Consider the following 20259-nt stretch of genomic DNA (forward strand, 5'->3'; position numbering starts at 1 on the left):
TATACTCGGCGCTTTATCTGTCATGGGTTGGCGCCATTGACGCTCAGTTTGACGCTCACGCCGCTTCCTGCATTCGACGACAACTACCTCTGGCTGCTGGACAACGGCCGCGAGGCCCTCGTCGTCGACCCCGGCGACGCCGCGCCGGTGGCTGCGGCGCTGGATGCCCGGGGCCTGACGCTGGCGGGCATTCTATTGACCCACCACCATGGCGATCACGTCGGTGGCGTCGACGCACTGCGGCCGCGCCTGCAAGGCCCCATCTACGGCCCCGTCCACGAGGAGCTGCCTGAGCCAGTACAGCGCCTGCATGGCGGCGATGCGGTCGAGTTGCTCGGCCTCAAGTTCGCCGTCATGGACGTGCCCGGCCACACCGCGGGTCACATCGCCTACTTTGCTGCTGACGTCCCTGGCAGCGACCCCCTGCTCTTCTGCGGCGACACCCTCTTCAGCGCCGGCTGTGGCCGCCTCTTCGAAGGCACGCCGGCGCAGATGCATGCCTCGCTGCAATCCCTGGCCGCGCTGCCGTCCGAGACCCAGGTCTGTTGCGCCCATGAATACACCCTGTCCAACCTGCGCTTTGCGCGCGAGGTGGACCCGGCCAACGCGGCGCTGGCGACCTATGCCGCCTGGTGCGAGGCCGAACGCGCCGCCGGCCGGCCCACGCTGCCCGGCCGCATCGGCAACGAGGTGCGCATCAACCCTTTCCTGCGTTGTACCGAAGCCGCTCTGCGTGAGGCCGCTCGCCGCCACGCCCCCCTCAAACTCCCGGCCGCGCCCAGCCCGGTCGATGTGTTCGCCACCCTGCGCGAATGGAAGAACGGATTCCGATGACCCTGATTCACCGACTCTCTCCCCTGGTGTTGGCTGCCCTGCTTGCCGCCTGCGCCACCACCGCTCCGGTCGATCCCGCCAGCCTCGACACCCCGCCTACCCCACTCCCCGTTGCCGCTGAACCTGCCCCCGCGCCGCTGACGCTCGCGGCACCCGCGCCGGTGCGCGCCATCGCGGCCGAGCTGCTCGAGGACAACCTGCGCCCCGGCGAGAAGGTCGACCTCGACGCGCCGGATGTGAACGCCGACCTCTGGGCCCGCGTGCGCAAGGGCTTCCAGCTGCAGGACCTGGACGACGACTGGGTGCGCAAGGCCGAGGCCTGGTACACCGCGCGCCCCGACTACGTCGAGCGCATGACGACGCGCGGCAGCCGCTACCTCTTCCACATCCTGGACGAAGTCGAGAAGCGCGGCATGCCGGCCGAGCTGGCACTGCTGCCCTTCGTGGAGAGCGCCTTCGTCACGCATGCCGTGTCCACCGCCAAGGCCACCGGCATGTGGCAGTTCATGCCCGCCACCGGGCGCGACTTCGATCTCAAGCAGAACATCTTCCGCGACGACCGACGCGACGTGCTGGCCTCCACCCGCGCCGCGCTGGACTACCTCGGCCGCCTGCACAAGCAGTTCGGTGACTGGCATCTGGCGCTGGCGGCCTACAACTGGGGCCAGGGCAATGTGCAGAAGGCGGTGGCGCGCAATCAAAAGCTCGGCCTGCCGACCGACTACGCCAGCCTGAAGATGCCCGATGAAACGCGCTACTACGTGCCCAAGCTGCAGGCGGTGAAGAACATCGTCTTCGCACCCGATCGCTATGCGCTGACGCTGCCGGTGGTGGCCAACCACCCGTATTTCCTGAGCGTGAAGATCGAGCGCGACATCGACGTGGCCCTGGCCGCCCAGCTTGCCGGCATCACGCTGGAAACCTTCCAGCAGTTCAACCCGCAGATGAACAAGCCGGTCATCCTGGCCGCCGCCACGCCCCAGGTGCTGCTGCCTTATGACCAGGCCAGTGCCTTCGCCGAGAACCTGGCCCGCCACAGCGGCCCGCTCGCGAGCTGGACGGCCTGGGTCGTGCCCAAGACCATGAGCCCGGGCGAGGCCGCCAAGCGTGCCGGCACCAGCGAAGCGCTGCTGCGCGACATCAACAAGATTCCGCCCAAGATGCTCGTGAAGGCCGGTTCGACGCTGCTGGTGCCGCGCGGCGAACACATCGTCGCCGACGTGTCCGAGCGCCTGGCTGACACCGCCGCGCTCAACCTCGCGCCCGACGCGCCGCCGCTGCGCCGCGTGACACACAAGGCCGGCAAGGCTGACACCGTGGCCACCATCGCCGCCCGCTACAAGGTGCGCAGCGAGCAGGTGGCGCAGTGGAACAAGCTGGCCGCCAACGGCCGCCTCAAGCCGGGCCAGGCCGTCGTCGTCTACACCGCCTATTCGCCGGCCAAGGCGCCGGTGGCCAAGGCGACGCCCGCCAAGGTCGTGAAGGTGGCCGCCAAGGCGCAGCCCAAGGGCAAGGGCGGCAAGGGCCGCACCGTCGTGGCCGCGGCCACGCCCTGAGCCTTATTTCAGCGAACGAGGAACAGTGCGACGCAGGCCGCCAGGCCTGCAGCCCACACCAATGAGCGCAGCGAGGCGCGGTCCGCCACATAGAGGCCAATAAAGGCCAGGCGCGCAGCGACGAATCCCACGGCCAGCGCATCCACGCTGCCCTGCGCGGCCTGGTGCTGATGGGCGACAAAGAGGCCGGCGACGAAGATGGGCAGGGCCTCCCAGCTGTTGGCCTGGGCCGCGTTGGCCCGCGCCTGCCAGCCGTCGAGCTTGGCCAGCCATTCGCGCGGCTGGTTGTTGTCGAAACCGCCATCACGCCTGCGCTTGCCGAAGCCCTTGGACTTGGCCAGGAATGTGCAGCCCAGGGGCAGCAGGCAGGCGACGAGCAGGCAGAGTTGGGCAATCGTCATCCGGGCTTCCTCAGCGTCGATCAGTCAAGGCATGAGCTATGGTGCCCAGGTCCACGTATTCGAGCTCACTGCCAACCGGCACGCCGCGCGCAAGCCGCGTCGACTTGATGCTCCGGGCGCGCAGCGCCTCGGCCAGTACATGGGCCGTGGCCTCGCCCTCGGCGGTGAAGCTGGTGGCGAGGATGACTTCCTCGACACCTTCCTCGCTCGCCCGCGCCAGCAATTCGGCCGCGCCGATCTGGCGCGTGCCCACACCATCGAGCGGCGACAGCCGCCCCAGCAGCACGAAGTAGTAGCCGCGATAGGACGCGGTGCGCTCCAGCGCCGCCTGGTCGGCCGGCGTCTCGACGACGCACAGCAGCCGCGCGTCGCGGTCGGCGTCCGCGCAGACGCTGCAGATCGGCGTTTCGCTGAAGGTATGGCAGCGCTCGCAATGCTTGATGTGCTCGCCCGCCGCCGTCAGCGCATCAGCCAGACGCGGCATGGCCAGCCGGTCATGCTGCAGCAGGTGGTAGGCCATGCGCTGGGCCGACTTCTGGCCCACGCCGGGCAGGCGCTTGAGCGCCTCGATGAGGGTCTCGAGCGCGGTCAAGTCGAGATCAAAACGGGAACTTCATGCCGGGGGGCATCGGCATGCCTTGAGTCAGCTTGCCCATCTTCTCGGAGCTGGTCGCCTCGGCGCGGCGGGCTGCGTCGTTGAAGGCGGCGGCGACGAGGTCTTCCAGCATGTCCTTGTCATCGGCCAGCAGGCTGGGGTCGATGGTCACGCGGCGAACCTCGTGCTTGCAGGTCATCAGCACCTTCACGAGCCCGGCGCCACTCTGGCCCTCGACCTCGATGTTGGCGAGTTCGTCCTGCGCCTTCTTCAGGTTGTCTTGCATCGCCTGGGCTTGCTTCATCAAGCCGGCGAGTTGGCCTTTCATCATGATCGTGTCCTTGTCTACGGAGTGGGCGTCAGCGGCTGCACCGAACCGGGCAGGATGCGTGCCGACGGGAATTGGGAAAGCAGTGTCCGCGTCATCGGATGCTGGGCGGCGAGGTCTTCGGCCGCACGCTGCTGGGCTTCGGCCCGGGCGACCGTGCGCAGGGCGATGGAGTCTTCGGCCACGCCGACCTCAATGTCGAGCTTTGCGTCGAGGGCCGCTTCGAGTTTGCTGACCAGGGCCGGCGCGCGCAGCGATTCGCGCTCGACGCGCAGCGTCCAGACCTCGCGGCCGTCGGCGCTGGCGCAGCCCAGGGCCTGGGCCTGGCGGGCCAGCTCGCCCGTCATGCCCACCAGGTTGAGGGCCGCGATGCGCTCGGCCCACTGCGCACCTTCGGGCGTCTCGCGCAGCTCGGCGCGGCGCGGCGCTTCGGGCTCGCGAGCCGCAGCAGCCACCGGCGCGGGCGCGTCATCCGCTTCCATCCACGGCGGCGGCGCATCGTCGGGCGGCGGGCCATCCATGTCGTCATCGGCCTGCGCCTCGACTTCGACCGGGCGCGGGCGCAGTCGGTCGCTGAGCCTGGGGGCGGCCGGCTCGGCCACCACGGGCGCCGCGACCACCGGGACCGGCGCGACAACCTTGGGCACCGCCACCGGCGCCGGTGGCGCCACCTTGGGCAGCGGCACGGCGACAACCGCCTTGGCCACTGCCGCCGGCCTCACCAGGGCCGCGGCCTTGATGGGCTTGGGGCTCGTGCCGGCCGGCCGGAAGGCCAGCATGCGCAGCAGCACCATCAACAAACCCGCATATTCGTCTGGCGCCAGATGCAGCTCGGCGCGGCCATGCAGGGCCATGCTGTACATCAGCTGGATCTCGTCGGCCGGAAGTAGAGCAGCCAGGCGGCGGATCTCGGCGGTTTCGGTGTCGGCATCGTCCAGCGCCATCGGCGCGGCCTGGGCCAGGGCCATCTGCTGCAGCAGCGTGGCCAGGTCCTCCAGCGTGCCGGCGGCCGACAGGCCCGCGCCACGCAGCGCATCGGCCTGGGCCACGACGGCCTCACCGCTCGCCGCAGCCAGCGCATCCACGATGGCCACGACATGGCCGCGGTCGACGCTGCCCAGCATCTGGCGCACGCCGGCTTCAGTCAGCGACCCCGCGCCGAAGGCGATGGCCTGGTCGGTCAACGACAGCCCGTCGCGCATCGAGCCGCGAGCCGCACGCGACAGCAGGCGCAGCGCGCCCGGTTCGGCCGGTACGCTCTCCGCGCCCAGCACATTGCCCAGGTGCATCTGCACGTCCGCCGCCGCCATGGGCCGCAAGTTGAACTGCAGGCAGCGCGACAGCACGGTGACCGGCACCTTCTGCGGATCGGTCGTCGCCAGCACGAACTTCAAGTAGTCGGGCGGCTCCTCCAGCGTCTTCAGCATCGCGTTGAAGGCAGTGTTCGAGAGCATGTGCACTTCGTCGATCATGTAGACCTTGAAGCGCCCGACGACCGGCTTGTAGACGGCCTGGTCGAGCAGTTGCGAGATCTCTTCGACACCGCGGTTGGAGGCCGCGTCCAGCTCGACGTAGTCGACGAAGCGACCCGAATCGATATCCCGGCAGGCATGGCAGACGCCGCAGGGCTGGGCCGTGATGCCGCCTGTGCCGTCCGGCCCGGTGCAATTGAGGCTCTTGGCGAGGATGCGCGACACCGTCGTCTTGCCGACGCCGCGGGTGCCGGTGAACAGATAGGCGTGGTGCAGGCGCCCCTGCGTCAAGGCATTGGCGAGGGCCTGCACGACGTGCTCCTGCCCGACGAGCTGCTCGAAACTCTGCGGGCGGTATTTGCGGGCCAGGACCTGATAACTCATGCCGGTCATTCTATGAGGGGCCCTCCGTCGATAATTGGCGGATGACCAGTACCGCAGCCCCCCTCACCTACGACCAAGCCGGCGTCAACTACGACCTGATCGACCCGCTGAAGATCACGGCCCAGCGCGCCGCCGCCGCCACGGCGACCCACCTCGCCGGCCACGGCTTCACCGAGGTCAAGGCCTCGCGTGGCGAGTCGGCCTATGTCGTCGACGTGGGGCCCTTCTATTTGGCCTCCATCGTCGAATGCCTGGGCACCAAGACCCTGGTGGCCGACGAGATGGCCAAGCTGACGGGCAAGAGCTTCTTCGCCGGCATCGCCCAGGACACCATCGCGATGGCCGTCAACGACCTGATCACCGTCGGCGCCACGCCGCTGGTCGTGCAGGCCTACTGGGCCGCCGGCGGCAGCGACTGGTTCGGCGACGCCCAGCGCGCCCAGGCCCTGGTGGCCGGCTGGAAGGCCGCCTGCGACACCTGCCAGGTCGCCTGGGGTGGCGGCGAGACGCCGGCCCTGGCCGGCATCGTCGAGGACGGCCGCATCGACCTGGCCGCGTCCTGTACCGGCCTCATCAACCCGAAGGAACGCCTGTCAGTGGGCGACAAGCTCGGTGCCGGCGACGCCATCGTGCTGCTGGCCTCCAGCGGCATCCATGCCAACGGCCTGAGCCTGGCACGCAAGCTGGCCGAGCGCCTGCCCCAGGGCTACCTCACCGAGATCGAGCCGGGCGTCAGCTACGGCGAGGCCCTGCTGGCGCCGACGGCCCTGTATTCGCCCGTCACCGAAGCGCTGTGGAAGGCCGGCATCGCGCCGCACTACTGCGCCAACATCACCGGCCACGGTTGGCGCAAGCTGCTGCGCCACCCGAGCCAGCTGACCTACCGCATCCATACCGTGCCGCCCAAGACGGCGGTGCTGGACTTCATCCAGAAGCAAGCCGGCCAGGACGACCGCGAGGCCTATTCGACGCTGAACATGGGCGCGGGCTTTGCCATCTTCGTCAAGGCCGAGGACGCCGAGCGCACTGCGCAGGTGGCGCGCGACTGCGGCATTGAGGCCTGGGTGGCCGGCACGGTGGAAGCGGGCGAGAAGCAACTGCTGATCGAGCCGCTGGACATCCGCTTCAGCGAAGACGACCTACACCTGCGCTGATATGTGGTGTGACGCTCCACGGGCCGAGCGCTGGGCCGCTCCCGAGCCGGCCCGCCATGGCGATGTGCTTGCGGCTCGATGCCGCAAGCATCGCCGTCCCCTCGGGGGACCGACCGGGGTCGCCCGCGTTCAGCGCGGCGAGACCGGGCGAGGGGCTCCATGAGTTGGTATTACACGCAGATGATCCAGTGGCATGTGCTGCTGGCTTGGTGCAGCGTGGGCCTGTTCTTCGTGCGCGGCCTGCTGGTCCAGTTCGGCAGCCCACAGCTGCAGGGTTTTGCCAAGGACGCCCGCCTGCTGGTGCTCGTCTTCGGCGTGAATGCCTGCCTCGTCGTCACGGGCCTGAGCCTGTGGGGTTCCATCGGCTACCACCCCATCCGCGACTGGTGGCTGGGCGCGAAGCTCATCGCGCTCGTGGGCTACATGATCTGCGGCCACTGGGCCATGAGCCAGGCGCGCCTGCATCTGTTGGGCTATCTCACCGCACTGGCCCTGCTGACCCTCGCGATGGACCTTTCGATCAACCGGCAATTTCTCCCCGGTTAGAATCTCGCTCGACGGGCCTCCCCGCATGGAAGCGCGCCCAACCGGGTCAGGTGGGGAACCAAGCAGCCCTAAGCGTTGCAACCAGTGCCGGGGGTAAGGCTCGTCACCCTCCCCCAGTCTTCATTGCGTTCCGATCAACCCGGCGATCAACCCGGATTTTTTGGGGTTTCGACGGTCCGCACGGTCAGCGTCGTCATCTGGCCGCCGGCCTCCACGCTGCCCACAACCTGGCCTTCGCGCACGCGGCGTTCGCACATCTCGCGATCTTCCATGGTGGGCTGAGCCTGGCAGCGTTTGAGCGCATTCGCCGCCCACTGCTCAGGACGGTCGCCTGGCGAGATCAGCTTGCCCTGGCGCGCCTGGGCATAGGCCGCGCCGGCCTCGCGCAGGCAGACGTCACGCGGCTGGTTGGTCTGGCCGGTCATGCAGTTGGCCCGTTCGCGCTCGTACTGCAGGCGCTGAGGGTCGACGTTCTTGGCCCGGGGCGCTGCCTGGGCGATGCCGCCAATGGCCATGAGGCCGGCGGCCAGCCAGGCGGTGGCCAGGCGACATCGTGAGCTGTGGTACTGGGTCATCTCAATCTCCTGTGATGCGTGATGACAGCGATGTGGCGCAATGTGGCGATCAGCCACGCGCGCGGACCGGCTGGTTATCGTTAGAGATGTAAACCTCGACGCGGCGGTTCATTGCGCGGTCGGACGTGCTTGAGTTGCTGGCCACCGGGTAGGCCTCGCCATAGCCGCGGGTCGCGACACGGGTCGGGTCGACACCCTGGGCGCGCAGCGCTTCGGCCACGGCCTGCGAGCGGCGCTGCGACAGCGTCAGGTTGGCCGAGTCGCTGCCGACGCTGTCGGTGAAGCCCTCGATCAGCACGCGGCGGTCGGGATGCTGGGTCAGGTAGTGGGCCAGCTTGGCGATGGACGTCTGCGCGGCAGGCTTGATCTCGGCGCGACCGAATTCGAACAGCACGTCGCCCAGCGTGACCAGCATGCCGCGGTCGGTCTGGCGGGCCTGCAGATCGGCCAGCTCCTGCGCGAGTGCGGCAGCCTGGGCCTGGGCCTGGGCGGCGTCCACGTTGGCGGCGGCCGCCTGCTGGCGAGCGGCGTTGGCGTCGGCATTGGCATTGGCGGCTGCGATCTGAGCGTTGGCGGCCTGGTTCTGGGCAACGTTGGCGCGGTTGGCATTGGCATCGGCGCGGGCGCGCTCGCGGTCGGCCTCGGCGGACTTGATGGCCTCTTCTTCCGTGGCAGCGCGGCCGATGGCCATCGCCGTGCGCGCCTGGGTCGATGCGACATAGGCCGCGGAGTCGATGTCAGCGGGCGACTCGCGCTTGGCACTCAGCTCTTCGGCTCGGCGCAGCGAATCAGCGGCCTTCTTGGCGTCCAGCGAGGCGTACTTCAGCACGGCCGGGTCAGCCTCGGCGCTGCGCACATTGGAGCGAGCCTGTTGCAGGGCGGGCGTGACGGTGGGGGCGCTGGCACAGCCCGCGAACAGGGCGGTTGCAGCGGCCAGGGCGGTCAGTGTCGAAACAAATCGGGTAGGGGAAGTCATGGCAATCCTTTCAATGAATCAGGAACGGTTCAGCTGCGCCCGCAACTGCTGGATGCTTTCGCGCACCTCTGCCAGCGCGCGGCTGGAGCGGGCGGTGCGGGCAGTCGCCTGGGCCAGGGCCGCATCGGCCGCGGCTTCATCGGCCAGATGGCGGGCCGCCACATAGTCCTTGCGGGCCATGGCGACGTTGGCACGGGCCAACTTGTCGCGGGCCGTGGACAGCTCCGCGGGTGCTTCTGCGGCATTGCCGCTGGCCTGGTCGACAGCGGAATTGGCCACCGCCATCTGCTCCTTCGGGGCGTCGCCCGTCGTGGCACATGCGGCCAGGGCAGCAGCGGCAAGCACCGCCAACGCGACCCCTCGGCCATTCATCGAATGGTGATTCATACGAACTCCTGTTGTTTGACATACCCGGCGTTCGAGCATCGCCACCCGCCGGTTCGGGTTCTCTCAGGATGCCTAACGAGTATTCGCGACGGAGGGCCCGGCCCCAGTCGGAGGGCCGGTGCGGCACCGGTCAGCGTGGGGCCTCAAGCGGTGTGGGATTTGCCCTACAGCGGCGTTAGGGCCGCACGCGCCTCAGCCAGTGGCTTGGCGGAAGGCCATCACGGCCTGGTTGCGAAGGGTGCGCAGCAGCGAGAGTTCCTTCTCGCCCAGTTGCACGGCGCCGGCCAGAGCGTGGTCGGCGTAGATGAGCCCCAGGGGCGAACCCTTCAGCATGAGCGGCAGCAGCAGGAAGCTCTGCGCCTGCAACTCGCCACGGAACCAGCTCGGCAGCCGCGGGGCGATGTTGGCGGCACGCGCATCCTGGATCAGCGTGTCGGCGCCCTTCAGGCAGACGGCGGCGAACAGGTCCAGCGGCTGGGCCGTCAGGTCGATGCGCAGCAGCGGCGCAAGGCGCTCCACATCGGCGCCCACGCCGAGCCGCCCGGTGAGGGCCTGGCCGCGCGCATCGCGCAGGCAGAACAGGACACGTCGAAAGCCCAGCGCGCGATAGATGGTCTCCAGGATCATGCGCAGCACGGCATTGAGCTGGAACTGCTCGACCATCGCGTCGGTGATGTCCTGCACGCCGGCGGCCAACAACTGCGTGGCCTGATCGGCGGGCGAAACCGCGCGCTGGTCCTGGGTGCGCTCCAGCACCTGGGTGGGCGCGAGTTCGTGCGCTGTCAGCGAGTCGTGCGCCGAGGGCGTCAACGGCGCGAGCAAGCGCTGCGCACGCGAGTCCTTGGGCAGGTGCAGCTCCAGCGCCTCGGTCATCTGCGCGAGGTGCTGGCGCGCCGTGTCCGCGGCCTTCTCGAAGGTTTCTGCGCTGAGCCCCAGGGCGCGCGAATGGCGCTGGGCCATGGCACGCAGCTTGGCGTGCGCCTGCTCGGGCGGCGTGTTCAGGATCAGGTCGGCCATGTCGTTGCTGGCGCGGGCCAGCCAGCGCTGGCGCTCGGTGCCGTCTTCCAGCAGGCGCTGCGGCGCCTCGCCCACCGGGCGGCGCATGGCGCGCTGCAGGCTGTCGGGCAGGCCCCATTGCCGGGCCACACCCAGGCCCAGGGCCTCGTAGCTCATGCCCAGCACCTGAGCCGACGCGGCGGCCTCGCTGATGGCGGGCTGGCCGTCCTCAGTCGGGCTGACGAGGCGGCGCACGGCGTCGGCCTCTTCGGGAAAATAGAACTCGGTCAGCGAGCGGCCGAGGTGATGGAACATCGCGCCGAGAAAGGCCTCCTCGGCCTCACGCGGGTTGGGGCAGAGTTCGCGCGCCAGCGACGCCGCCATCAGCGAGCGCAGATAGTCCTCGCGCAGCCGCTTGGCGTGGCCCTTGTTCTCCATGCGCTCCAGCAGCACCAGGCTCAGCGCCAGGTTGCGGATGCCGGCAAAGCCGATCAGGGCCACCGCGCGCGACACCGTGCTGATGCCGCCACCACCGGCGTGCCGGTACTGGGCCGTGTTGACCAGGCGCAGCAGCTTTTGCGTCAGCGCCACGTCCTTCAGGATCTCGTTGGACAGGCTGGCCAGGCTTTCGTTCTCGGACTGCGTCAGGCGCTGGATGCGTTGAATGGCGTCGGACAGCGCCGGGAAATCGCTCTTGTGGCGCATGCGGCGCAGCAGAAAGTCCAGCACCGGCGCGTCCTGGGCCTCGGCGTCGGGCTCGGCGACAGGGCGCAGCCAGGCGGCCAGTGCGTCGCGCAGCAGGGCCGCACTCGGCCAGCGCGCCGATGGCTCGCGCGCCAGGCCGCGCTGAACGATGGCGCGCAAGGCGTCATCCACGCTGCTGTCCAGGCCCGACGGCAGCATGAGGTCGGTGGTCTGCACGCGCTGGATGGTGCGCCAGGGATCGGGGTCGTGGTTGAGGCGCTGGCCGCTCAGCATCTCGGCCAGCATGATGGCCGCAGCGAACACGTCCATCTGCGGATGCGGCGGCGCACCGCGCGCGGCCTCGGGTGAGATATAGCCCGGCGTACCGACGATGCGTGATGGTGCGTTGGTGTCGGTCGAAACCCGCGCCGCGATGCCGAAGTCCATCACGCGCGGCCGCCCGCGAGCGTCGAGCAGGATGTTGCTGGGCTTGAGGTCGCGGTGCACGAGGCCGGCGGCGTGCGCTGCGGTGAGGCCGTCCAGGATGCCCAGCATGAGGGTGACGGCCTCGGCCGCCGTCGGGCGGGGGCCGGCGCGCAGGCGCTGGCTGAGCGTGCCGCCGGACACGTATTCGAAGACGAGATAGGAACGCCCACCCTGGGCGTCGGCCTCGAAGACCGGCACGATGTTCGGGTGGGTCAGCCGGCTGACGGCGCGGGCCTCGTGCAGCCACTCGTCGAGGGTGCCGGGCTCGCTGGAATCGGCAAACTGGGCCTTCAGCAGCTTGACGGCGACCTCGCGGTCCAGCAACGGGTCGTGGGCAAGCCAGACCGTGGCCTGCGCGCCCTCGCCCAGGCGCTGCAGCAGACGGAAGCGACCGAGTTGGGGGGGCAGGTCGTCGTCGGCCATGAATCCAGCTCAGGAGCCGCCGCGGGCGGACAGACGTTCGCGCAGCGAGGACGACGGCGCGCCATCGTCGGCCGGCGCGGTCGCAGGCGGCTTGTGCGCGCCCGGGTTCAAGGCTTCCATGACTTCGCGCAGGCCGACGCCCAGCGCCTTGGCATAGCGCCGCGTGGCCACTTCCAGCGCCGGGCGGCGCCGCGCCTCGGGCAGGCCGAGGGCGTCGACCAGTTCGTTGGCGAAGCTGCAGGTCAGGCGGATGGCGTCGGCATCGCTGCGCACCGGATGCACGGCACCGTCCAGCGGCTGGCGGCGGATCATCTGCAGCAGCTCGTCACCCAGGCCCCAGTGCCGCGCCACCGCGGCGCCCATGGCGTCCAGGTCGCAGCCCAGCACGGCGTAGGCCGCCGCCTGCTCGCTCATCGCGGGCGGGTTGGGCTGCTCTTCGGTGGGCTCGGGCGGCACCATCAGCTGGCGGATCTGCTGGGCGTCATCCGGGAAGTGGTATTGCAGCAGCAGGCGGCCCAGGTTCTGCATGACCGTGATCAGGTGCACGACCTCGCCGTCATAGCCCGCCGGGCGCAGCGCCTGCGCGACCTGGGCAGCCTTGGTGACGCGAGCCATCAGCTGGCGCAGCATCTCGGCAGCCATCGGCGCCAGCGGCCCCGGCCAGGGCTTGAGCGCGTTGGCCGCGAGCTGCACGCCGTCCAGGCCCAGCATCTGGATGGCGCGCTGCATGTTCAGCACCGTTTCGCCGTGGTGGCCGCTCTGCCTGAGCGCGTTGTTCACGCGGCGCACCAGCTCCAGGCTCAGGGCCATGTCCTTCAGCACGAATTCGGACAGCGCACTGGCATGCTGAGACTCCAGGCCTGAACCGCCCGTGAAGCGGTGCAAGCCGGTCATCGTCGTCGGCAGGTGGCCGATGCGCTGCAGCTTGTCCATCAGCAATGCGACGGGGCCGCCGCTGTCGTGCGCCGCCGACGTGCGCCAGCCGTCCAGTGCACGCCAGAAGCTGCGCGCAAGGTGGTAGCGCTGGCGCAGCTGGCGCTCGGTCGCCCGGTTGCAGATGGCGCGCAGCGGGTCGGCGATGGGGTGAGGCGTCTCCCAGCCCAGGCGCACCATTTCACGCCCGAGGGGCTGCATCTGCTGCACGACGTGCTGCAGGTCGTTTTCCTCCAGCACGGGCTTGCCGCTGAGGATGCGGTTGAGCAGCAGACCGACACAGAGCACGTCCTCCTCGGCCGACTCGCGCACCGCACGGCGCGTCACGGCGTTGAAATCCACCGTGGCCGGGAAGACCTCCTGCGCGACTTCCAGGCCAATGAGGCGCACCTTGTCGCCGGCGTCGATGACGAGGCTGGCGGTCTGGATGTCCCGGTGGGCGTGGCCGGCCTCATGGGCGAAGGCCAGGCCTTCGAGCAACTGGGCAATCCAGCCGGCCGCGTCGATGGGCAGGGGCGCGTTCTGGCGCGCCAGGCGCTCGTCCAGCGTCTCGCCCAGGGCGCGGTCGTAGGCCACATAAGGCCAGTTCTCGATCTGGCCGATCTCGAACGGACGTGCCAGGTTGGGGTGCTGCACCCGCTCGGCACCTTGGGCCATGCGCAGCCAATGCTCCAGCGCGGCCGCGCTGTTGGGCTTGTCACGCGGCATGCAGAGCATCAGCTCCTGGCCATGGCGGGGGTCGAAGACGCCCCAGATCAGGCTGCGGGCGCTCTTGGACAGCAACGCGCGCAGCTCGAAGCGGCCAAAGCTCTTCGGCGGTGGGGCGGCGGGGCTGGAACTGGAATCAGGCACGGCAGACGTGGGCGGGGTGTAACAGATGGTGTTCCTGCATTGGACTCCAGGCCAGGAGGGTCCAGCTTGCAGGCAAGCGTCGAAATGCGACGGAATTCCCTGGCAGTCCAGGTCTTGCGTGCATCAGCTCACATCTTGGCCCGGATCGTGTCCGTTTTACACCGGCATTGCGCCTGATGCGTAGGCCGTCGCCGCAATCCGGCTTCAGGCTGTGAGCTGACTCCAGACTTTGTGGCTGCGACATAACTTGCCTGCGGCAAGTGAGTCTGCGCCGCAAGGTTCGATCTCAGCCCGTCAGCTGAGACCAAACCTTGTCCAGCCTCTTCACGCTGACGGGTTGCGGCGTGCGCAGTTCCTGCGCGAACAGGCTCACCCGCAGTTCCTCCAGTTGCCAGCGGAAGTCGTCGAGCCTCGCGTCGCGAACACCCTTCAGCTCTGCCATGCGGCGCGTGTAGCGCTGCTCCAGCGGCTTGACCTCGCTCATCAGCTTGGCGTCTCGGTCCGGGTCGGCGCGCAGCTTGTCCAAGCGCGCGGTGATGGCCTTCAGGTAGCGCGGCAGGTGCTGCAGCTGGGCCCAGGGCGTGTCCAGCGCAAAACGCTTGGGCACCAGGCGCTGCAACTGCGCAGTGATGTCATCGCCGACATCCTTGGCTGGCCGAGAGTCTTTCAGTTTGCGACTCGCATTGGCCAGCTCCTGCAGCACGGCATGCGCAGCGCGGGCCACTTCCTGCGCAATGAGATTCAGGCGGCTGCGGCCTTCTTCAATGCGCTTCTTGAAGCTGATCGGATCGGTCGGCAGAGGGTCGGCCAGGAAGGCGCGGTCCAGGGCCACGCCGATGATCTGGTCACGCAGGTCCTCGGCCGTACCCAGGCCCATGTAGAGCACGGACATGCGTTGCAGGTCGGGAATGTTCTTTTCCAGGAACTTCAAAGGTTCCTTGAGCTGCAGTGCGATCAGCCGGCGCAGGCCGGCGCGGTGCTTCGCGGCAGCGACCTCGGGTTCGTCGAAGACCTCGATCTCGACGTGGGCGCCCTTGTCGATCAGCGCCGGGAAGCCGATCAGCGTCTGGCCGCCAGAACCCGGTTTCTGGACTTCGAGCAGCTCGGGGAGTTCGCCAAAGGTCCAGTCGGTGTAGGCCTGAGCGGCATCGCGCACGGGTGCCGCGGGCTTGACGATCTCGGCGCGGATGCCGCGTTCGGGCTGGGACTTCGGAGCCGGTTCCGCCGCCGGCAGCTTCAGGGCGGCCAATGCTTGGAAGGCCGATCGCGCCTGCCCGCCCAGCTCCGCCTTCAACGCGGCGAGCTGGCGGCCCTGGCCGAGCTGGCGGCCATGCTCGTCGACGACGCGGAAGTTCATGAACAGGTGGGGCGCCAGTTGCTCGAGCTTGAAGTCGTTGCGCTGCACGGCGATCTGGCTGCGGTCCTTCACGGCCCTGAGCAGCGTGTCCACCAGTCCACCCTGGCAGAACGGCTGCAGCTCGATGAACTCGGCGACGAAATCCGGCAGCGGCGTCAGCCGCGCGCGCGGTTTCTGGTGCAGGCTCTTCAGCAGCGCCGTCACCTTTTGCGCCAGCATGCCCGGCACCAGCCATTCGGCGCGTTCCTCGCTGACCTGGTTGAGCGCAAAGATGGGCACGGTCACCGTCAGGCCATCGCGGGCGTCGCCGGGCTGGTGCAGATAGGTCGCCGCGCAGTCCACGCCACCCAGGCGGATGACCTTGGGGAAGGCTTCGCTGGTGACGCCCGCGGCCTCGTGGCGCATCAGCTCGTCCTGGCTGAGTTGCAAGAGCTTGTCGTTGCCCTTGCTGGCCTCGCGCCACCATTTCAGCAGCGTCGCGCCGGAGAACACGTTCGCCGGCAGCTTGTCGTCGTAGAAGGCGTAGATCAGCTCGTCGTCCACCAGCACGTCCTGGCGGCGTGACTTGTGCTCCAGCGCTTCGACCTTGGCGATCTGGCGGCGGTTGTGGGCCAGGAAGGGCAGCTGCCGCACCAGCTCATCCGGCAGGTCGTCGTTGACAAGGCCCTCGCGGATGAAGATTTCCCGCGCGGCCTTGGGGTCCACACGGCCAAAGTTCACGCGCTTGTTGCTGTACAGCACGATGCCGTACAGCGTCGCCCGCTCCAGCGCCACGACCTCGGCGGCCTTCTTCTCCCAGTGCGGCTCCAGCAGCTGGGTCTTGATCAGGTGGCCAGCGATGGGCGGGAGCCACTGTGGCTCGATGTTGGCGATGCCGCGGCCGTACAGGCGCGAGGTGTCCACCAGCTCGGCCGCGACGATCCAGCGGCCCGGTTTCTTGGAGAGATGCGCGCCGGGGTGGCGGTAGAACTTGATGCCGCGCGCGCCGAGATACCAGTCCTCGTCGTCGCTCTTCTGGCCGATGTTGCCCAGCAGGCCGGCCAGCATGGACAGATGCAGTTGCTCGTAGGTGGCCGGGCTCTGGTTCAGCCGCCACCCATGCTCAGTGACGACCGTGAGCAGCTGCGAATGCACGTCGCGCCACTCGCGCACGCGGCGGATGCTGATGAAGTTCTCGCGCAGCAACTGCTCGTGGCGGCGGTTGCTGAGCTTGTGCTCCGTGCCACCGCCCTTCGACTCTTCCAGCCACTTCCACAGCTTCAGGTAGCCGCTGAACTCGCTCTTCTCGTCGTCGAACTTCTTGTGCTTCTCGTCGGCGGCCTGGGCGGCTTCCATCGGCCGGTCGCGCACGTCCTGGCCGCTGAGCGCCGATGCGATGACCAGCACTTCCGACAGCGCCTCACGCGTCTTGGCCTCCAGGATCATGCGGCCCACGCGTGGGTCCAGCGGCAGGCGCGACAGCTCCTTGCCCAGCGGCGTCAGCTCGTTGTCATCATCGGTGGCGCCCAGCTCGGCCAGCAGCTGGTAGCCGTCCGCAATCGCCTTCGGCCGCGGTGGCTCAAGGAACGGGAAGCGCTCGACCTCGCCCAGGTGCAGCGCCTTCATGCGCAGGATCACACCCGCCAGCGACGACCGCAGGATTTCCGGGTCGGTGAACTTGGGCCGCTCGTTGAATTCCTTCTCGCTGTAGAGGCGAATGCAGATGCCATTGCTCACCCGCCCGCAGCGGCCCGCGCGCTGGTTGGAGGCCGCCTGGCTGACCGGCTCGATCAGCAGCTGCTCCACCTTGTTGCGGTAGCTGTAGCGCTTCACACGCGCCAGGCCGGGGTCGATGACGTAACGGATGCCCGGCACCGTCAGCGAGGTCTCGGCCACGTTGGTGGCCAGCACGATGCGGCGCTGGCCGTGCGGCTCGAACACCTTGTCCTGCTCTGCTGGCGACAACCGCGCGAACAGCGGCAGCACCTCGACGCCGGGTGGATGGTGCTTGCGCAGCGCCTCGGCCGCCTCACGGATCTCGCGCTCGCCGGGCAGGAAGACGAGCACATCGCCGCCGCCCTCGCGCCACAGCTCGTCCACCGCATCGGTGATCGCGTTGTTCAGGTCGTACTCGCGGCTTTCCTCGAAGGGCCGGTAGCGCTGCTCGACGGGGAACAGCCGGCCCGACACCGTCAGCACCGGCGCGGGACCTTTGCTCGACTCGAAATGCCGCGCAAACCGGTCCGCGTCGATGGTGGCCGACGTGACGACGATCTTCAGGTCCGGCCGGCGCGGCAGCAGCTCACGCAGGTAGCCGAGCAGGAAGTCGATGTTGAGGCTGCGCTCGTGGGCCTCGTCGATGATGAGGGTGTCGTAGGCCTTCAGCAGCGGGTCGCTCTGCGTCTCGGCCAGCAGGATGCCGTCCGTCATCAGCTTGACCGAGGCGGTCTTGGCCAGGCGGTCCTGGAAGCGGACCTTGTAGCCGACGACGTCGCCCAGCGGCGTCTTCAGCTCCTCGGCAATGCGCTTGGCCACGCTGCTGGCGGCGATGCGCCGCGGCTGGGTGTGGCCGATCAGGCCGCCACCGTTGATGCGCCCACGGCCCATCGCCAGCGCGATCTTGGGCAGCTGGGTGGTCTTGCCAGAGCCGGTCTCGCCGCAGACGATGACGACCTGGTGCTCGGCCATCGCCGCGGCGATCTCATCGCGCCGCGCGGAGACCGGCAGGGATTCAGGGAATGAAATGGAGAGAGCCGGCTTCACGGGCCGGCTCTCGGGATTCGGAGCTGTCATTGCGGCGGGATTGTCCCGCAAGCGCTTTATTCGCTGCGCGGGAAGTAGCTGATGACCTGGATCACGGCGCCCTGCGGGTCTTGCAACACGGCCATGCGGCCGATCGTCGGAATGTCGAAGGGGCCGGCGCAGACCGTACCGCCGAGGCTTTTGGCCTTCTCGACGGTCGCGTCGCAGGACTCGACCGTGACATAGGCACCCCACATGGCCGGGCCGGGTGCCGGCGGCGTCATGACGCCACCGACCGCGACGTCACCGACCTTGATGACGTGGTAATCGCCCTGGCCCATGTTCATCGTGTCAAAGGTCCAGCCAAACAGGCTGCCGTAGTACTCGCAGGCGGCCTTGGGGTTGGGCGTGCCCAACTCATTCCAGCTGAAGGCGCCGGGGGTCATGTAGACGTCTTGATAGTCCTTCATCGCGGTCTCCGGGTGGTGGGGCGGCCATCGTCGGGGCCGAACATGACAGCGTCAAGTGACCCGCGTCACGGGCGACAATTCGGCCCATGACCGGTCTTGTCTTTCCCCACACCTTCGTGCCCTGGTTCCGCGCCGTGGCGCCGTATATCCATGCCTACCGCGGCGAGACCTTCGTCGTCGGCATGCCGGGCGAGCTGATCGCGGCAGGCAAGCTCAATGCCTTCGTGCAGGACCTGGCCATCCTGCATGCCATGGGCATCAAGATCGTCCTGGTGCACGGCTTTCGGCCGCAGGTCAACGAGCAACTCGCTGCCAAGGGCCAGACGCCCCGCTTCAGCCATGGCCGCCGCATCACCGACGCCGTGGCCCTGGATTGCGCCCAGGAGGCCGCCGGCCAGCTGCGTTTCGAGATCGAGGCGGCCTTCAGCCAGGGCTTGCCCAACACGCCGATGGCCAATGCGACGGTGCGCGTCGTCTCCGGCAATTTCCTGACCGCGCGACCGGTCGGCATCGTCGACGGCGTGGATTTCCAGCATTCAGGCCTGGTGCGCAAGGTCGACGCCGCGGCCATCCAGCGCGCCATGGACATTGGCGCCATCGTGCTGCTGTCCCCCTTCGGCTTCTCACCCACGGGTGAGGCTTTCAATCTGTCGATGGAAGACGTGGCCACGTCCACAGCCATCGCGCTGCAGGCCGACAAGCTGCTGTTCGTCTGCGAGGTCGACGGCGTGCCCGAGAACCCGGACGACCCGGACAGCCCCATCGATACCGAGCTGGCCGTGGCCGACGCCGACCGCATGCTGGCCAAGGCCGGCCCGGCGCCCCAGCCGACCGATGTCGCCTTCTACCTGCGCCATTGCGCCGAGGCCTGCCGTGCCGGCGTCGAGCGCTCGCACATCATCCCGTTCGCGGTGGATGGCGCGCTGCTGCAGGAGGTCTACACCCATGACGGCATCGGCACCATGGTCGTCGACGAGAAGCTGGAGAGCCTGCGCGAGGCCAGCGCCGACGACGTGGCCGGCATCATCCAGCTCATCGAGCCCTTCGAGCGCGACGGCACCCTCGTCAAGCGCAGCCGGACCGAGATCGAGCGCGACGCCGAGCTCTACACCGTCATCGAGCACGACGGCGTCATCTTCGGCTGCGCCGCCCTTTACCCCTATGTCGAGGCGCGCACCGCCGAGATGGCCGCACTGACCGTCTCCGCCGAAGTACAAGGTCAGGGCGACGGCGACCGCCTGTTGAAAAGAATCGAGCAGCGCGCCAAGGCCCAGGGCCTGGACAGCATCTTCGTGCTGACGACGCGCACCATGCATTGGTTCATCAAGCGCGGTTTCCAGCAGGTGGACCCGGAATGGCTGCCCGAAGAGCGCAAGCGCAAATACAACTGGGACCGGCGCTCGCTGGTGCTGGTCAAACGATTCAACTAAGCCCCGCCGGGTTCGCCCAAACGGCCGCCGCGCTAAAGTGCCGGCCGTTTCTCATTTCTCGTGTTTGTAGGAGTCCGCCATGCCCCGCACCGTTCAATGTGCCTATCTGAAGAAGGAAGCCGAAGGGCTGGACTTCCCGCCCTACCCGGCTCATACCGAACTCGGCAAGAAGGTGTGGGAAAGCGTCAGCAAGGAAGCTTGGGCGGCCTGGATGAAGCATCAGACCATGCTAGTCAATGAAAACCGCCTCAACCTCGCCGACCAGCGTGCCCGCCAATACCTGATGCGCCAGGCTGAACAGTTTTTCTTCGGCACAGGTGCCGAAGCGGTGGCGGGCTATGTACCGCCATCGGCCTGAGCGCAGCTCAGGTGAAAAACTGTGGGGGATGCTCATCTGCGCGCAGCGCAGGTGATGCAGCCACCAACAATTTCTTTGGTACCGGTGCGGAACAAGTGGCCGGCTACGTGCCGCCGGCCAACGAATAAGCGCAAATCACCGCATATGTGCAGGGCCGGGACGCAAGTCGCCGGCCTTTTCTCTTTCAGTTTTGCAAGGCTGCCGTCGCAGCAGAACGCCGGCCGGCCCCGCCAAATCGGCAAATAGCCCGAACCAGCAAGAAACTCGTCGCAACCGACCAACGAAAACTCTTGCATTTATGCTGCCCGTCGGGATTTAATTCGCCTACGGAGATACTCGCG

Annotated in this window: 17 protein-coding genes and 1 other RNA gene; 7 read left to right on the forward strand and 11 right to left on the reverse strand. The window is 68.3% G+C overall.

Features of this window, described 5'->3' with window-relative positions:
• The first annotated feature begins 48 nt into the window (after positions 1-48).
• Together gloB and ASC91_RS14895 are read left to right on the forward strand one after the other, a co-directional pair.
• On the forward strand, positions 49-834 hold the full coding sequence (gloB, locus tag ASC91_RS14890; RefSeq protein ID WP_056198025.1) for a hydroxyacylglutathione hydrolase: 786 nt from the start codon (positions 49-51) through the stop codon (positions 832-834).
• Positions 831-2390, forward strand: coding sequence for a transglycosylase SLT domain-containing protein (locus tag ASC91_RS14895; protein ID WP_056198026.1), 1560 nt, complete (start codon positions 831-833; stop codon positions 2388-2390). The genes gloB and ASC91_RS14895 overlap by 4 nt, the downstream gene beginning before the upstream one ends.
• Before the next feature lie 8 nt (positions 2391-2398).
• On the opposite strand, the gene ASC91_RS14900 is transcribed toward ASC91_RS14895, so the two are convergent.
• Genes ASC91_RS14900 through dnaX form a run of 4 tightly spaced genes read right to left on the reverse strand, consistent with a single transcriptional unit; the run spans position 2399 to position 5570 of the window.
• Complete coding sequence (locus tag ASC91_RS14900) at positions 2399-2791, reverse strand: MAPEG family protein (protein ID WP_056198029.1); 393 nt, start codon at positions 2789-2791, stop codon at positions 2399-2401.
• A 10-nt stretch (positions 2792-2801) separates the two neighbouring features.
• Complete coding sequence (gene recR, locus ASC91_RS14905; RefSeq protein WP_056198032.1) at positions 2802-3383, reverse strand: recombination mediator RecR; 582 nt, start codon at positions 3381-3383, stop codon at positions 2802-2804.
• A 7-nt stretch (positions 3384-3390) separates the two neighbouring features.
• Positions 3391-3717 (reverse strand): YbaB/EbfC family nucleoid-associated protein, encoded by a 327-nt coding sequence (locus tag ASC91_RS14910; protein WP_056198033.1) that lies wholly within the window; start codon positions 3715-3717, stop codon positions 3391-3393.
• Between the two features lie 14 nt (positions 3718-3731).
• A complete protein-coding gene (dnaX, locus tag ASC91_RS14915; protein ID WP_056199609.1) occupies positions 3732-5570 on the reverse strand; it encodes a DNA polymerase III subunit gamma/tau in 1839 nt (612 codons plus the stop codon).
• Between the two features lie 41 nt (positions 5571-5611).
• On the opposite strand from dnaX, the gene ASC91_RS14920 reads away from it, so the two are divergent.
• The 3 genes from ASC91_RS14920 (at position 5612) to ffs (ending at position 7378) form a co-directional block, all read left to right on the forward strand.
• Positions 5612-6724: an AIR synthase-related protein gene (locus tag ASC91_RS14920; protein ID WP_056198035.1), complete on the forward strand. Its 1113-nt coding sequence runs from the start codon at positions 5612-5614 to the stop codon at positions 6722-6724.
• Between the two features lie 159 nt (positions 6725-6883).
• The gene (locus ASC91_RS14925; RefSeq protein WP_162247797.1) at positions 6884-7270 is read left to right on the forward strand and encodes a SirB2 family protein; all 387 of its coding nucleotides are present in this window, start codon (positions 6884-6886) and stop codon (positions 7268-7270) included.
• Positions 7271-7280: 10 nt separating this feature from the next.
• Positions 7281-7378: signal recognition particle sRNA small type (ffs, locus tag ASC91_RS28860), an RNA gene on the forward strand.
• A gap of 38 nt (positions 7379-7416) precedes the next feature.
• On the opposite strand, the gene ASC91_RS14930 is transcribed toward ffs, so the two are convergent.
• The 7 genes from ASC91_RS14930 to ASC91_RS14960 form a co-directional block, all read right to left on the reverse strand.
• Complete coding sequence (locus ASC91_RS14930; RefSeq protein ID WP_056198038.1) at positions 7417-7845, reverse strand: hypothetical protein; 429 nt, start codon at positions 7843-7845, stop codon at positions 7417-7419.
• Between the two features lie 49 nt (positions 7846-7894).
• A complete protein-coding gene (locus ASC91_RS14935) occupies positions 7895-8821 on the reverse strand; it encodes an OmpA family protein (protein WP_056198040.1) in 927 nt (308 codons plus the stop codon).
• An 18-nt stretch (positions 8822-8839) separates the two neighbouring features.
• Positions 8840-9208 (reverse strand): DUF4398 domain-containing protein, encoded by a 369-nt coding sequence (locus ASC91_RS14940; protein WP_082532696.1) that lies wholly within the window; start codon positions 9206-9208, stop codon positions 8840-8842.
• A gap of 192 nt (positions 9209-9400) precedes the next feature.
• Positions 9401-11797 (reverse strand): serine/threonine protein kinase, encoded by a 2397-nt coding sequence (locus tag ASC91_RS14945; RefSeq protein ID WP_056198045.1) that lies wholly within the window; start codon positions 11795-11797, stop codon positions 9401-9403.
• Positions 11798-11806: 9 nt separating this feature from the next.
• Positions 11807-13582 (reverse strand): HDOD domain-containing protein, encoded by a 1776-nt coding sequence (locus ASC91_RS14950; RefSeq protein ID WP_157281638.1) that lies wholly within the window; start codon positions 13580-13582, stop codon positions 11807-11809.
• A gap of 286 nt (positions 13583-13868) precedes the next feature.
• Complete coding sequence (gene hrpA / locus ASC91_RS14955; RefSeq protein ID WP_056198048.1) at positions 13869-17711, reverse strand: ATP-dependent RNA helicase HrpA; 3843 nt, start codon at positions 17709-17711, stop codon at positions 13869-13871.
• Positions 17712-17737: 26 nt separating this feature from the next.
• Positions 17738-18130, reverse strand: a complete 393-nt coding sequence (locus ASC91_RS14960) for a VOC family protein (RefSeq protein WP_056198050.1) — start codon at positions 18128-18130, stop codon at positions 17738-17740.
• Between the two features lie 86 nt (positions 18131-18216).
• Here ASC91_RS14960 and argA point away from each other — a divergent pair, with 86 nt between their 5' ends.
• Together argA and ASC91_RS14970 are read left to right on the forward strand one after the other, a co-directional pair.
• Positions 18217-19560: an amino-acid N-acetyltransferase gene (argA, locus tag ASC91_RS14965; RefSeq protein WP_056198052.1), complete on the forward strand. Its 1344-nt coding sequence runs from the start codon at positions 18217-18219 to the stop codon at positions 19558-19560.
• 79 nt (positions 19561-19639) lie between these two features.
• Positions 19640-19918, forward strand: coding sequence for an oxidative damage protection protein (locus ASC91_RS14970; protein ID WP_056198054.1), 279 nt, complete (start codon positions 19640-19642; stop codon positions 19916-19918).
• The last annotated feature ends 341 nt before the right edge of the window (positions 19919-20259 follow it).

Source organism: Pelomonas sp. Root1237 (genome assembly GCF_001425055.1).
Classification (GTDB): domain Bacteria; phylum Pseudomonadota; class Gammaproteobacteria; order Burkholderiales; family Burkholderiaceae_C; genus Pelomonas.

Excerpts from the sequence above, each read along its gene's own strand:
- ASC91_RS14895 (WP_056198026.1), top strand. The coding sequence starts at position 831 with ATGACCCTGATTCACCGACTCTCTCCCCTGGTGTTGGCTGCCCTGCTT.
- ASC91_RS14900 (WP_056198029.1), bottom strand. The coding sequence starts at position 2,791 with ATGACGATTGCCCAACTCTGCCTGCTCGTCGCCTGCCTGCTGCCCCTG.
- ASC91_RS14910 (WP_056198033.1), bottom strand. The coding sequence starts at position 3,717 with ATGATGAAAGGCCAACTCGCCGGCTTGATGAAGCAAGCCCAGGCGATG.
- dnaX (WP_056199609.1), bottom strand. The coding sequence starts at position 5,570 with ATGAGTTATCAGGTCCTGGCCCGCAAATACCGCCCGCAGAGTTTCGAG.
- ASC91_RS14920 (WP_056198035.1), top strand. The coding sequence starts at position 5,612 with ATGACCAGTACCGCAGCCCCCCTCACCTACGACCAAGCCGGCGTCAAC.
- ASC91_RS14925 (WP_162247797.1), top strand. The coding sequence starts at position 6,884 with ATGAGTTGGTATTACACGCAGATGATCCAGTGGCATGTGCTGCTGGCT.
- ASC91_RS14930 (WP_056198038.1), bottom strand. The coding sequence starts at position 7,845 with ATGACCCAGTACCACAGCTCACGATGTCGCCTGGCCACCGCCTGGCTG.
- ASC91_RS14935 (WP_056198040.1), bottom strand. The coding sequence starts at position 8,821 with ATGACTTCCCCTACCCGATTTGTTTCGACACTGACCGCCCTGGCCGCT.
- ASC91_RS14940 (WP_082532696.1), bottom strand. The coding sequence starts at position 9,208 with ATGAATCACCATTCGATGAATGGCCGAGGGGTCGCGTTGGCGGTGCTT.
- ASC91_RS14945 (WP_056198045.1), bottom strand. The coding sequence starts at position 11,797 with ATGGCCGACGACGACCTGCCCCCCCAACTCGGTCGCTTCCGTCTGCTG.
- hrpA (WP_056198048.1), bottom strand. The coding sequence starts at position 17,711 with ATGACAGCTCCGAATCCCGAGAGCCGGCCCGTGAAGCCGGCTCTCTCC.
- ASC91_RS14960 (WP_056198050.1), bottom strand. The coding sequence starts at position 18,130 with ATGAAGGACTATCAAGACGTCTACATGACCCCCGGCGCCTTCAGCTGG.
- argA (WP_056198052.1), top strand. The coding sequence starts at position 18,217 with ATGACCGGTCTTGTCTTTCCCCACACCTTCGTGCCCTGGTTCCGCGCC.
- ASC91_RS14970 (WP_056198054.1), top strand. The coding sequence starts at position 19,640 with ATGCCCCGCACCGTTCAATGTGCCTATCTGAAGAAGGAAGCCGAAGGG.